We start from the raw sequence: 12,996 nt of genomic DNA, 5'->3' as shown, positions 1-12,996 counted from the left end.
GGGCCCGGACGGGCGCTTCGTCCGGCTCGTTCCGGCCCGCGCGCGCCGCGTGCCTGCCTAGCGTGCGCCTGCCCGAGGGGCGGCGCGGACCGGTGCCGCCACACCCGTCCGAGCCCACCCGATCCGGTGGGAGCCGAGGTGGTCCGTGCGTCGTCCGAGCCGATCCGGGGTCGCGCTGCCTGCGGTCGTCGTGGTGGTCGTCGTGGTGGCCGTGGCTGCGCTCACCACGGTGCTCCGGGGACCCGAGTCGGCGCGTCCGGCCGCGACGTGGGAGTGCGCGGGCTCGGACGACTCAGCGGCGGTGAGCGGCAGCGTCGTCGGGGCGGGGCACGAGGCCTGCACCCCCGGCGCCCTCGCCGTCGACGGGCGCACCTTCACCCGCGGCGGCGAGCCGTTCTTCTGGCTGGGCGACACCGCCTGGAGCCTCTTCGTCAACCTCACCCGTGCCGAGACCGAGGAGTACCTCGACGCGCGCGCGGCGCAGGGGTTCACGGTCGTGCAGGCGGCGGCCGTGTTCCCGCAGGCGGGCGGGCCCGGCCCGAACCAGTACGGCGACTCGCCGCACGGCACCGGCCTCGACGACCTCGCCGTCACCCCTGGCGACGAGGGCGAGGAGCAGTACGACTACTGGGACCACGTCGACTTCGTGGTCGCGCAGGCCGCCGAGCGCGGCCTCGTGCTGGCGGTGCTGCCCGTGTGGGCGGACGGGCAGGTCGGCGAGCTGCTCACCGAGGAGAACGCGGGCGCGTACGGCGAGTTCCTCGGCCACCGCTACGGCGGTGCCGGGAACGTGGTCTGGGTGCTGGGCGGGGACGCGCCCGCCGACGGCGTCGAAGGCGTCTGGCAGGCGCTCGCCGACGGGATCCGGGAGGGCGGCGGCACCCAGCCCGCGACCTACCACCCCCGCGGGGACCAGACCTCGGTCACCTGGTTCGACGGCGACGAGCGGATCGGCTTCCACATGCTGCAGGGCGGGCACTGCCTGCGCTACGACGTCCGCGCCGAGCTCGTCGCGCAGACCTACGCCGCGGGCCTGCCGTTCGTGGACGGCGAGCCGATCTACGAGGACCACCCCTACTGCTGGCGCCCCGCCGACGGGTACTCGACCGCGCAGGACGTGCGGCGCGACGCCTACTGGTCGGTGCTCGGCGGCGCGGCCGGACACACCTACGGCCACCACGCGGTCTGGCAGTTCCTCGCCGGCGGCCGGTCCCCTGAGCTGCACGCCCGCGGCACCTGGCCCGAGGCGCTGCGGTCGCCCGGGGCGGAGCAGATGCAGAACGTGCGGGCGCTGGCGGAGTCGCGGCCGCGGGTGGAGCCGGCCGCGGTCGTCGCCGACCCGGGGGAGGGCGCCGGGCGGATCCAGGCGGCGGTCGCGGCCGACGGCTCCACCCTCATGGCCTACACGGCAGCGGGCCGGGAGGTGGCGCTCGACCCGGGCGTGCTGTCCGGCACGACCCTGCAGCCGTGGTGGTTCGACCCCCGCACCGGCGACGCCGTCCGCCTCGACCCCGTCGAGAACAGCGGCCCGGCCACCTTCACCCCGCCCGCCGGCGAGGGCGACGAGGCCGACTGGGTCCTCGTCGTCGACGACGCGGCCGCCGGCTTCGGCGCGCCCGGCGCCGGGCGCCTCCCGGGCCGCGACGCGCCCGCCTCCGACCGGACGGGCGCCTCCGGCCGCGACCTCGACGATCCCGACGCGGGCTTCGGCCCCGGCGACGGCGGGGAGGAAGGGGGAGAGCGGGGCGGAACGGATGAGGACCGCGACCGGGGCGACGAGGACGGAGGCGGGGACGGAGGCGGGGACGACGATGGCGGGGATCGCGCCGGAGGACGCGACGCGCGCGAAGACGCCGGCGAGGACGGCCGCAGTGACGACAGCCGCGGTGCGGACGAGCGCGGCGGCGGGAGCGCTGACGAGACCGGCGACGAGAGCGCCGGTGACGCGGATGATCGCAAGGGCGGCGGTGAGGAGGGCAGCGCTGAGGAGGGCGGCGCTGAGGAGGGCGGCGCCGGGGAGGGCGGCGCCGAGGGCGGGGGGAGTGACGGCGGGGAATCGGAGCGCGCCCCGGCCGAGCAGGAAGCGCCGGCACCGGCCGCAGCGGACGCCGCGGTGTGGGAGCGGCTCGCCGCGTGCGAGTCCTCGGGGGACTGGGGGATCGACACCGGCAACGGCTACTACGGCGGCCTGCAGTTCAGCGACGCCACGTGGAAGGACTACGGCGGCACCGAGTTCGCGCCGCAGGCGCACCTGGCCACCCGGGAGGAGCAGATCCTCGTGGCCACCCGGGTCCGCGACGACCGCGGCGGCTACGGCTCGTGGCCCGCCTGCGCGAGCCGGCTCGGCCTCCCGCGCTGGAGCTGGTGATCACCCTGCGCCACCCTCGCGCGGCAGCGAGTTCGTCCGATAGGTTCGGGCGAACGGGCCGTTCGTGCAGGTGCGTCGCCTGACCCCGGCCGTTCGGCACGCTCTCGGTGCCCCTGGCTACCCTTGCGGGCGATGAGCCCCGCATCCGATCACACCCCCGTCCGCGTCGGCGCCCGCTACCGGCTCGACGAGCGGATCGGTGCGGGCGCGATGGGCGCCGTCTGGCGGGCCACCGACGAGCTGCTGAACCGCACGGTGGCGGTCAAGGAGCTGCTCATCGCGGCCGCCCCACCCACCGCGGCGGGCAACGACGCGCTGGAGGAGTCGCGCCAGCGCATCCTGCGCGAGGGCCGGATCGGGGCCCGGCTGCAGCACGCGCACGTGATCAGCATGTTCGACGTGGTGGTGCACGAGGACCGGCCGTGGCTGGTGATGGAGTACCTCCCGTCGCAGTCGCTGGCCCAGGTGCTCGGGGCGAAGGGACCGTTGCCGCTGTCCCAGGTCGCCGACATCGGCCGCCAGGTCGCCGACGGGCTGGCGGCCGCGCACGTCGCGGGCGTGGTGCACCGCGACGTCAAGCCGGGCAACGTGCTGATCGCCGAGGACGGCCGCGTCAAGCTCACCGACTTCGGGGTCTCCCGTGCCGTCGACGACGTGCAGCTCACCCGCACCGGCCTGATCGCCGGCACGCCCGCGTTCATCTCGCCCGAGGTGGCGCGCGGGCTCGACCCGACCGCTGCGTCGGACGTGTTCGCGCTCGGCGCCACCCTGTACGCCGCGGTCGAGGGCACCCCGCCGTTCGGGCTCGACGACAACGCCTACGCGCTGCTGCACAAAGTCGCCACCGAGAACGTGCGCCCGCCGCGCGAGACCGGCCCGGTCGTGGACGTGATCATGCGGCTGCTCAGCAGGGACCCGGAGGACCGTCCGTCGGCCGCGCAGGCCCGCGACGCACTGGCCGCGGCTGCCGCGGGCCGTGACACCGGCCTCGCGCCGCTCGCGCCCACGGCGGCGGCGAGCACCGCCGTCGCGGCCGTGCCACCCGCGCCCGCAGGTCCGCCCACCGTGTCCGACATGCGGCGGCCCGAGCCGCAGCGGCGCCGCAACCGCCGACTGCCGGTCCTGATCGGTGTGCTGGCGGTGCTCGCCGCGGGTGTCGGAGTGACCGTGGCGCTCCTGACGAGCAGCGGCGACCCGGGCGGTACGCCGGCCGCCCTGCCCGCGACGAGCGCGCCTGCGCCGACGGAGTCCGCCGCGGCCGCCCCGACGACCACCCCGTCCCCCACCCCGACGCCCACACCGGCGCCGACCACCACCACTGCGCCGCCCGCCACGAGCGCGCCACCCGCCGCGGCGGCCGGCGACGCCGCCGCCGTCGTGCAGACCTACTACGGGCTGCTGCCCGGCAACACCGACGCGGCCTGGCAGATGCTCGGCGCCCAGGCGCAGGGCCAGTCGGGCAGCCGGGACTCCTTCAACGGCTTCTACGGCGGCATGGACTCGGTGAGCGTGCAGAACGTCCGCCAGACGGGGGAGAACACCGTGGAGGCCACGGTCGTGTTCGACCCCCGCGACGGCGCCACGACCACCGAGCCGTACCGCTTCGTGGTGGGCACGGGCGAGAACGGCCAGCCGATCATCGAGAGCTTCAGCCAGGGCTGACCCGCACCTTGGAGCCCTCCTGCTGTTCTGAGGAGCGGAAAACAGCAGTACGGCTCCAAGGTGCGCCGAGGGTGGCGGCTCAGGCGGTGCGTTCGCCGACCTCGTGTAGGTGGGCCTTCACCCAGCTCACCACCTCGCGCACGAAGATCACTCGGTTGTCGGTGCCGCGCACCTCGTGGCCCTCGTCGTCGAACAGCAGGAAGCCGGGGCTGGCGCCGCGCTCGCGCAGCGCGTCCACGACCTGCTGCGCCTGGCCGAGCGGCACGTTCGTGTCGTGGGCGCCGTGCACCACGAGCAGCGGCGCGGCGATGTGGTCCACGTGCTGCAACGGGGAGAGCTCGTGCAGCAGGGCCGCGTCGTCGTCGGGATCGCCGTACTTGGTGGTGGCCGCGGTGGCGATCCACGGCTCGGTGCGGGCGTAGAACGAGGCGAAGTCGGAGATCCCGCACACGTCGACGCCCACGGCGAACCGGTCGGGGTACCAGGCCAGCGCGGCGAGGGTGAGGTAGCCGCCGTAGGACCGGCCCGACACCCCGACGCGCGCGGCGTCGGCCAGGCCCGCCCCGACCAGGAAGTCGACGGCCGCGCGGACGTCGCTGATCGCGGCGAAGCGGCGCTCCCCGTCGTCGGCGGTGGTGAAGCTGCGACCGTAGCCGCCCGAACCGCGCACGTTCGGCGCGAAGACCGCCACACCCTCGGCGAGCAGCGCCTGGAACAGCGGCTGGTACGTCGGGCGCTCCTGGCCCTCCGGGCCGCCGTGCAGCCAGATCAGGGTGGGCAGCGGGCCCAGCACGCCGCCGGGCCGGAACAGCCACCCGGACAGCCGCAGGCCGTCCTCGCCGCGGAAGTTCTGCAGCGTGGGCTCGACGAGCGAGGTGCCGAACTGCCGGGAGGCGCGCAGCAGCGGTGTGGCCGGGTCGTGCGAGTCCAGCCCCACGCGCGAGATCCGCGGTGGGACCGTCGGGCCCTCGTTCGCCACGAGCAGCGCCGTGCCGTCACGGCTGAACGCGGCCCCGGTGACCACGTCGCCGGGCACCGGGACCACCGGCTCCAGCAGGCCCGAACGCAGGTCGAGCAGCTCCAGCTCGCTGCGCCCGTCGACGTTCCAGGCGAGCGCGGCGCGCACGCCCGCGGGGTCGAGGGCCACCAGGTCGAGGTCGTCGTCGGGGCGCTGCGCGATCGTGTAGACGCTGGACACGCCGCTGCTGCCGCGCAGCGTCACCGCGAGCAGCGCGGGGCGCTCCCGTCCGGCGTCGGTGTGCACGTAGAGCTGGCGGCCGGTGACGCCGAACCGCGCGTCGGCGACGTTCGCCCCGCCGGGCAGCAACTCGGTGCGCCGCCCGGAGCGCAGGTCCACCAGCTCGAGCCGGCGGGCGCCGCGGCGGCCCAACCGCACGACGGCGCGCCGGCCGTCGCCGCTCACCGCGCAGACCCGCGCCGACGGGCCGGACGCGAGCACGGTGGAGGTGCCGTCGCGCAGGTCGACGAGGCAGGCCTGCCCGTCGCCGGAGCCCTCGGCGAAGACGGTGACGCCCAGCTGCCGCCCGGTCGGGGACCAGACCCCGAGGGTGGCGGCGGCCGCACCGGGCGCCGGCTCGCGGACCTCGCCGCTCTCGGGCGCGACGAGCTGGACCCGGGTGCGTTCGCCGCCGTACCGCGCGGTCTGGCAGGCGATCCACAGCCCGTCGGGCGACCAGCTCAGCGTCTCGACGTCACCGTCGACGGGGAGCGCCAGCTCCGGCTCCTCGACCGGCTTCCCCCCGGGCGGCAGCGGGGCCACGTAGGCGCGCGGGCGCCCGTCGCGGTCGGAGATCCAGGCGAGCAGCGCCCCGTCCGGCGAGGGCGCCGGATGGGAGTACTGCGGAGGGAACAGCACGGGCGCGTCCGTGCCACCGCCGAGACGCGCGAGCCGCCGCTCGGTGAACCCCGACACCTCCACGTGCTCCATCTCCCTCACAGCCCCCTCTCCTGCAGCCACATCTCCAACAACGCCACCTGCCACAACGCGTTGGAACCCAGGTTCGTCCGCGTCGTGTTGGGGTCGGCCAGCATCGTGTCCAACCAGTCCCGGCGCACCAGCCCCCGTGCCTTCGCGACCGGATCGGTGACGGCGTCCCGCACCCGGTCCAGGAACGGCCCTTCGAGGTGCCGGATCGCCGGAACCGGAAAGTACCCCTTGGGCCTGTCGATGACCGCGTCCGGTACCACTCCGCGCGCCGCGTCCTTCAACACGCCCTTGCCGCCGTGGGCCAGCTTGTGCTCGGGCGGGCACGCCGCGACGAGCTCCACCAGCTCGTGGTCGAGGAACGGCACCCGCGCCTCGAGGCCCCACGCCATCGTCATGTTGTCCACCCGCTTGACCGGGTCGTCCACCAGCATGACGGTCGAGTCCAGCCGGAGCGCGGCGTCGAGCGTCTCCTCGGCGCCGGGGGCGGCGAAGTGCTCCGCCACGAACGCCCGGCTGGGGTCGTGGTCGAGCAGCCACTCCGGCTCCAGGACGGCGGCCAGCTCGGCGTGCGGGCGGTCGGTGAACACGCGAGCGTACGCCTCCGGCCCGCGCTCGCGCGGCACGCCGGCCAGCGGCGGGTACCAGTCGTAGCCGGCCAGCACCTCGTCGGCGCCCTGGCCGGACTGCACGACCGTGACCGACCGCGACACCTCCTGCGCGAGCAGGTGGAACGCCACGCAGTCGTGGCTGACCATCGGCTCGGCCATCGCGCCGATCGCGGCGTCGACGGCGGGCAGCATGCGGTCCGGGTCCACCAGGATCTGCTGGTGGTCGGTGCCGAACTCGGCCGCGACCAGGTCCGAGTACTCGAACTCGTCACCCGCCTCGCCCGCCGTGGCGTGGAAGCCGACGCTGAACGTCTTGAGCCCCGACTGGCCTTCCCGCGCGAGCAGGGCCACGACCAGCGACGAGTCGAGCCCGCCGGACAGCAGCACGCCGACCGGGACGTCGGCGACCATCCGCCGGCGCACCGCGACGCGCAGCGCCTCGAGCACGGCGTCGCTCCAGTCACGGGCGTCCATCCCCGCGTGCTCGGGGCGCCTTACGTGCTCGGGCCGCCAGTACACGCGCTCGGTGGCGGTGCCGTCGGGACGGATCGTGCGGACGGTGGCGGGCGGCAGCTTGCGGACGCCGGACAGGATGGTGCGCGGGGCCGGCACCACCGAGTGGAAGGTCAGGTAGTGGTGCAGGGCCACCGGGTCGATCGCGGTGTCGACGCCCCCGCCGGCGAGTAGCGCGGGCAGCGACGACGCGAAGCGCAGCCGACCCGTCCCTTCCGTGACGTAGAGCGGCTTGATGCCCAACCGGTCGCGGCCCAGCGTCAGCACGCCGGTGTCGCGCTCGACGATCCCGAACGCGAACATGCCCAGGAAGCGCTCGACGCACGAGGGCCCCCACTGCCGGAAGGCCTTGAGCAGCACCTCGGTGTCGGAGGTCGAGAAGAACCGGTGGCCCGCCGCCTCCAGCTCGGACCGCAGCTCCCGGTAGTTGTAGATCAGCCCGTTGAACACCGCGGCGAGCCCGAGCTCCGGGTCCACCATCGGCTGGGCGCCCCGCTCCGAGAGGTCGAGGATCTTCAACCTGCGGTGCCCGAGCGCGACGGCGCCGGACGCGTGCACCCCGGAGCCGTCCGGGCCGCGCCGGTGCATCTCGGCGGTGATCCGCGCGACGGCCGCGACGTCCGGCTCGGCGCCGTCGAACCGGATCTCGCCGGCGATCCCGCACATCGCAGCCCTCCGCTCCTGGTGCCCACGAGTGGACGACGCGGTGGCCCGCCGGCGCAAGACGGGGCGTGTTTCCAATTCGTGTCGCGTTGTCGGCGGCTCGTGGTGTGATCCACCCATGACGGATACGACGGTCGGTGTGGTGCTCACCCCGAAGTCCCCGCCGGAGCGGTTGCGCGAGGTGGCCCGGGCCGCCGAGGACGCCGGCGTCGCCCAGCTGTGGCTGTGGGAGGACTGCTTCTACGAGGGCGGGCTCACCGCCGCGACGGCCGCGCTGTCTTGGACCGAACGGCTGCAGGTCGGCATCGGGCTGATGCCGGTGCCGTTGCGCAACCCCGCCCTGGTGGCGATGGAGGTCGCCACCGTCGCCCGGTTGTTCCCCGGGCGGTTCCTCCCGGGCTTCGGACACGGCGTCCTCGACTGGATGGGGCAGGTCGGGGCGCGCGTCGCCTCGCCGATGACGCTGCTGCGCGAGTACACGAGCGCCGTCCGCGACCTGCTGCACGGCCGCACCGTCGACGTCGACGGGCGCTTCGTGCACCTGGAGCAGGTCGCGCTCGACTGGCCGCCCGTGTCACCGCCGCCGGTGCTCGTCGGCGGGCGGGGGCCGAAGACCGTGCGGCTGGCCGGCGAGGTGGCCGACGGGCTCATCATCGACGCGGGACACACGCCCGACCAGGTCCGGGGCATCTTCGCCACCGCGGCCGAGGGCCGCGTGGCCCGGGCCGCGGAGCCGTTCGACAACATCGCCTTCGTGGAGCTCGACGCGTCCGCACCCGGCCTCGCCGGACGGATCGACGAGTCCGTCGCCGCGTTCACGGAGGCCGGCGCCGACACGGTCGTGTTCCAGGCGCTCCTGGACGACCCGGACCCGGAGCCGCTGATCGCGGCGCTCGCGGCCCGAGCCTGACCCGCGACGACCCGCGCGCGGCTCATGATCGCCGGTTGAGTGTGCTCAGCGTCGTCGGCACTGCAGTGAGCGCACTGAACCGGCGATCACGGAACCTGGTGCCGCTCCGCGTCGTCAGTGCAGGCCATGACGATCGATATCAACAGTCCGTTCCGGGGTTCTGCCGCTGTCGCCGCCGGGGTGCTGACGCCTGGGGTCCTGCGCGGGCCGCGGTTCCGGCGGCTCTACCCCGATATCTACGTGGCGGCGCGGCGTGAGCTCGACCTCGTGCTGTGGTCGCTGGCGGCGTACCTGCTCGTCGAGGGGCGGGGCGTGCTGGCCGGCTGGTCGGCGGCCGAACTGCTCGGCGCCTCGTGCGGGCCGCTGGGGGCGCCGGCCACGGTGTTGATGTTCCCCGGCCGGCAACGCGGCCGCTGCCCCGGCCTGGCGGTGCGGCGGGGCACGGTGGATCCGGACGAGACGACCTGGCGGCGCGGCTGCCGGATCACCCGTCCGGTCCGCACGGCGTTCGACCTCGCCCGCTGGGCGCCCACGCTCGTCGAGAAGGTGGTGGCGGTGGACGCGCTGGCCTACCGGCACCGGTTTGCGATCGACGCCGTCCGGCAGTTGGCCGGGCGCTACCTCGGGGTGTACGGCGGCGCGGAGCTCCCGCGGGTGTGCGCGCTGGCGAACCGGCTCTCCGAGTCACCGATGGAGACCCGCATCCGGCTCGCGCTCGTCCTCGGCGGGCTCCCCGTTCCCGTCGTGCAGCACCGCGTGGTCGGTTCGGCCGCTCCCACCGGCTCGACCTGGCCTACCCGGAGGTGCTGCTCGCGATCGAGTACGACGGCGCCGAGCACCTCGACCCCGAGCGCGCGCGCCGCGACCTGGAACGGCAGGCGGTGCTGACGGGGCTCGGCTGGACGATCCTGCGCTTCGACGCCCGGACGGTGCTCCACGACCAGGAACACCTGGTGGCGGTGGTCCGGGCCGAACTGATCCGCCGCGGCGTCATGATCGCCGGTTGAGCGCGATCCGCGTCGTCAGCACAGCAGTCAGCGCAGTGAGACGGCGATCTTCAGCGGGACCGGTAGATGTCGCGACGGTGGCCGATCGCCAGCACCAGAACGAGCAGCTCCCCGTCCTTGATCTCATAGACGATGCGGTAGTCGCCGGTACGTACCCGCCACTCACCGCGGCCACCGACCAATCGGGTAGCTGCCGGAGGGCGGGGCTCGTCGGCGAGCAGCTCGATCGCGGCCTGGATGCGGCGCCGTGCCTGAGCATCGAACTTGCGTAGTTGCCGTGCGGCGCTGGGTGCGAGCGTGACGCTGTAGGTCACAGCCCGAGGTCCGCCTTGACCTCGTCCCACGGGATCGGCGTTGCGTCGGTGTCCCGCATCTCGGCCCTGGCCGCCTCCGCCGCACGGATGTCGGCCATGTCCTCGGCGAGGTCGAGCAACTTCTCGAGATCGTCGGCGTCGATGACCGCGGCGATGCGCTGCCCGCGGCGGGAGAGGAACACCGGCCGGTGTTCCGTGCGGGCGCGGTCGATCACTGAAGCGAGGTTCTCGCGCGCCTCGGAAATGGTCACAGCCTCGTCCGCCATGTACAGAACGTACAGGAGAAGCCACAGATGTACGACGAGCAGCGAGAGATCGCCGCTTGAGTGCGCTGACGGTCGGCGCAGCAGTCAGTGCACTGAACCGGCGATCTTCAGCGGAGGATCCAGGTGTCCTTCGCCCCGCCCCCGCGCGAGCTGTTGACGATCATGCTGTCGGCCGGGGCCATCCGGCTCAGGGCCGCGGGGGCCACCTCCACGTTCGTGCGCTCGCCCTCGCGGGACTGGAACACGAAGGCCCGCAGGTCCACCGCCCGCGGCTCGAGGCGGCCGTCGGTGAAGGTGGGGTGGGTGGACAGCTGCACCACGTCCTGGGCCACCCACGCGGCGGGGTCGGCCCGCACCGCCTCGGCCAGCTCGGCGAGCTCGGAGCGGCTCGCCTGCGGACCGATCACGATGCCCTGCCCGCCGTAGCCGTCCACCGGCTTGAGCACCAGCTCGTCGAGGCGGTCGAGCACCTCGGCGCGCCGGTCCGGGTCCACGCACGGGTAGGTGGGCACGTTGTCCAGCAGCACGTCCTCGCCGAGGTAGTAGTCGATCATCTGCGGCACGTAGGCGTAGACGAGCTTGTCGTCGGCGACGCCATTGCCCAGCGCGTTGAGCAGCGCGACGGTGCCGCGGGCCACCGCGTTCTGCAGGGCCCGGCCGATCGGGCGCAGGTCGGCGCCCTTCGCGGTGAGCAGTTCGCGCTCGTCGAGCCGCCGGTAGAGCGCGGAGAGCCGCCGACGGGCGCCGGAGCTCACGAGGTGGACGCCGTCCTCGCCGACCTGCAGGTCGCGCGGCGTCACCAGCGGTACGCCCATCCGGCCGGCGAGCAGACGGTGCTCGAAGAAGGCCGAGTCCGACGGGCCCGCGGACAGCACCGCGACGTCGTCGTGGCCCGCCGCGTCCGGCTCGGTGGCCGAGATCAGGGCGGCGCGCAGCGCGTCGGGCACCGACTCCACGCCGACGACACCCGCGGGCGCCTCGAGGTCGGGCATCGCGCTGCGGATGAGGCGCCTGCTGATCAGCGAGTACCCGATGCCCGACGGGACGCGCAGGTTGTCCTCCAGCACGTACCAGTGGTCGGCCCGGTCGCGCACGAGGTCGACGCCCGCCACGGCGACGCGCACGGCGTCGGCCGGCACGAGCCGGCCCGAGCGGCTGCGGCCCGGCGCGCCGTCGACGACCGCGGCGGGCACCACGCGGTCGGCGACGATCCGCCGCTCGCCGTACACGTCGCGCAGGAACGCCTCCAGCGCGCGCAACCGCTGCGCCAGGCCCGCGGTGAGCCCGGCCCAGTCCTCGGCGGTGATGATCCGCGGCACGAGGTCGAGCGGGAACAGGCGCTCGCTCTCGTCGTCGACGCGGAACGTGACCCCTCGCGCCCGCTGCTCGGTGTGCAGGGCCGACTGCGCGGCCGCCATCCCGCGCGGGCCGAGCCGGTCGAGCGTGCGGAACAGCCAGCCGTAGTGCGGCAGCACGGTGCCGCCCTCGCTGACGGCCTCGTCGAACGCGGCGCGCTCCCCGCCGTCGCGGTGGTAGCCGACGAGCAGGCCGGGCGTGCACGGCACCGTGGCGGGCGGCTCGGCCTCGGGTGTACGGCCCTGGGTGCCGGCGAGCAGTACGTCGACGACGTCGGCGAGCTCGCCCCGGCGGCCGAACGCGCGGCGCTGGCGGGCGGCAGCACTGCCCCGCACGAGCGTGGCCTGGGAGAGCTCGAGCACCTGTTCCCAGTCGCCGAGCTCCTCCAGCTGCGGGCGCAGCTGGTCGACCAGCGAGCCGATGAGCAGCGGTGGCGACACCAGCGTGGGCCCGACGAGGTCGACGAGGTCGCCCTCCAGGCCGGAGCGGGCGGCCCGCCAGGACGCGGCGCGCAGCAGCTCGTGGCGGGAGTCGGGCAGCGGCAGGCCGGCCTCGGTGTCCTCGCGGGCCTTGCCGACCAGCGCCCGGAACAGCCCGGCGATCAGCACGACGTCGTCGACGTCCGGGCAGGCGTCGCAGACCCGCAGCTCCACCGTGGGCAGGTGGGCGCTGGGGCGGATGTCGAAGTAGACCATCCCGGGGTCGCTGATCGTGCCCGACGCGATGAGGTCGGCGACCAGCGCGTCGTAGTCCTCCGCCGTCTCCACGTGGGCCGGTGGGCCCGCGGTCGGCCAGCGCGACCAGACCATCGACCGGAAGCTCGCGTATCCCGAGTCGCGGCCGTTCCAGTACGGGGAGCTGGCCGAGATCGCCAGCAGGATCGGCAGGTACGGCGCGACGCGGCGCACCACCTGCACGGCGAGGTCGCGGTCGGGCACGTCCACGTGCACCTGCGCGCCGCAGATGTGCTGCTCGCGCACCAGCAGCTGGTACTCGTGCTGCATCTTCTCGTAGCGGGCGCCCGCCGAGACGGCGTCGCCGCCCGCCTCGGCCAGCGGGACGGTGCCGGCGGCGACGACGCCCAGCCCGAGCGGTTCCGCCACCGACTCCAGCCGGGCGCGCAGCCGCGTGAGGTTGCCGCGCAGCTCGTCGAGGGTGCCGCAGACCGGCGTGTTCGTCTCCACGAGCGAGCGCTGCAGCTCGGGCGCGAACTCCGCGCCGTCGAGCTGGGCGAGGAGCGCGTCGACCTCCGGCGCGGCCCGGCGCGACTCCAGGTCGACGACGTGGAACTCCTCCTCGACGCCGAGCAGCGGGACGTCACTCATACCGGTGACGCTGTCAGATGCAGGTGACGACCGTGCTGCGGCCGGGTCACGACGGG

10 protein-coding genes are annotated in these 12,996 nt (G+C 74.7%); 5 read left to right on the top strand and 5 right to left on the bottom strand.

From position 1 onward, the window contains the following. The first annotated feature begins 145 nt into the window (after positions 1–145). Together FB558_RS45465 and FB558_RS07410 are read left to right on the top strand one after the other, a co-directional pair. A complete protein-coding gene (locus FB558_RS45465; protein ID WP_142049453.1) occupies positions 146–2,368 on the top strand; it encodes an apiosidase-like domain-containing protein in 2,223 nt (740 codons plus the stop codon). 132 nt (positions 2,369–2,500) lie between these two features. Next, positions 2,501–4,030, top strand: coding sequence for a serine/threonine-protein kinase (locus tag FB558_RS07410; protein WP_142049449.1), 1,530 nt, complete (start codon positions 2,501–2,503; stop codon positions 4,028–4,030). A gap of 79 nt (positions 4,031–4,109) precedes the next feature. On the opposite strand, the gene FB558_RS07405 is transcribed toward FB558_RS07410, so the two are convergent. Both FB558_RS07405 and FB558_RS07400 read right to left on the bottom strand, forming a co-directional pair. Beyond that, positions 4,110–5,978 (bottom strand): S9 family peptidase, encoded by a 1,869-nt coding sequence (locus FB558_RS07405; protein ID WP_246106492.1) that lies wholly within the window; start codon positions 5,976–5,978, stop codon positions 4,110–4,112. Between the two features lie 5 nt (positions 5,979–5,983). Beyond that, positions 5,984–7,765 (bottom strand): N-acetylglutaminylglutamine amidotransferase, encoded by a 1,782-nt coding sequence (locus FB558_RS07400; RefSeq protein ID WP_142049443.1) that lies wholly within the window; start codon positions 7,763–7,765, stop codon positions 5,984–5,986. A 115-nt stretch (positions 7,766–7,880) separates the two neighbouring features. Between FB558_RS07400 and FB558_RS07395 the strand changes: the two genes are divergently transcribed. The 3 genes from FB558_RS07395 to FB558_RS43135 all read left to right on the top strand — a co-directional run bounded on the left by FB558_RS07395 (position 7,881) and on the right by FB558_RS43135 (position 9,679). Next, a complete protein-coding gene (locus tag FB558_RS07395) occupies positions 7,881–8,672 on the top strand; it encodes an LLM class flavin-dependent oxidoreductase (RefSeq protein WP_142049440.1) in 792 nt (263 codons plus the stop codon). 126 nt (positions 8,673–8,798) lie between these two features. After that, positions 8,799–9,560 carry a hypothetical protein gene (locus FB558_RS07390; protein ID WP_170231218.1) on the top strand — a complete coding sequence of 254 codons (762 nt, stop codon included), beginning with the start codon at positions 8,799–8,801 and terminating at the stop codon, positions 9,558–9,560. After that, complete coding sequence (locus tag FB558_RS43135; RefSeq protein WP_170231217.1) at positions 9,476–9,679, top strand: endonuclease domain-containing protein; 204 nt, start codon at positions 9,476–9,478, stop codon at positions 9,677–9,679. The genes FB558_RS07390 and FB558_RS43135 overlap by 85 nt, the downstream gene beginning before the upstream one ends. Positions 9,680–9,729: 50 nt before the next feature. On the opposite strand, the gene FB558_RS07385 is transcribed toward FB558_RS43135, so the two are convergent. The 3 genes from FB558_RS07385 to FB558_RS07375 all read right to left on the bottom strand — a co-directional run bounded on the left by FB558_RS07385 (position 9,730) and on the right by FB558_RS07375 (position 12,940). After that, positions 9,730–9,993, bottom strand: a complete 264-nt coding sequence (locus FB558_RS07385) for a type II toxin-antitoxin system RelE family toxin (RefSeq protein WP_142049434.1) — start codon at positions 9,991–9,993, stop codon at positions 9,730–9,732. Beyond that, the gene (locus FB558_RS07380; RefSeq protein ID WP_142049431.1) at positions 9,990–10,259 is read right to left on the bottom strand and encodes a type II toxin-antitoxin system Phd/YefM family antitoxin; all 270 of its coding nucleotides are present in this window, start codon (positions 10,257–10,259) and stop codon (positions 9,990–9,992) included. The genes FB558_RS07385 and FB558_RS07380 overlap by 4 nt, the downstream gene beginning before the upstream one ends. Before the next feature lie 107 nt (positions 10,260–10,366). Continuing rightward, on the bottom strand, positions 10,367–12,940 hold the full coding sequence (locus FB558_RS07375; RefSeq protein ID WP_142049428.1) for a carboxylate--amine ligase/circularly permuted type 2 ATP-grasp protein: 2,574 nt from the start codon (positions 12,938–12,940) through the stop codon (positions 10,367–10,369). Positions 12,941–12,996: the final 56 nt, after the last annotated feature.

The organism is Pseudonocardia kunmingensis, from assembly GCF_006716445.1.
Taxonomy (GTDB): Bacteria; Actinomycetota; Actinomycetes; order Mycobacteriales; family Pseudonocardiaceae; genus Pseudonocardia; species Pseudonocardia kunmingensis.
The sequence above is the reverse complement of the archived record's forward strand: the minus strand, read 5'-3'. Positions and strand labels throughout refer to the sequence as shown.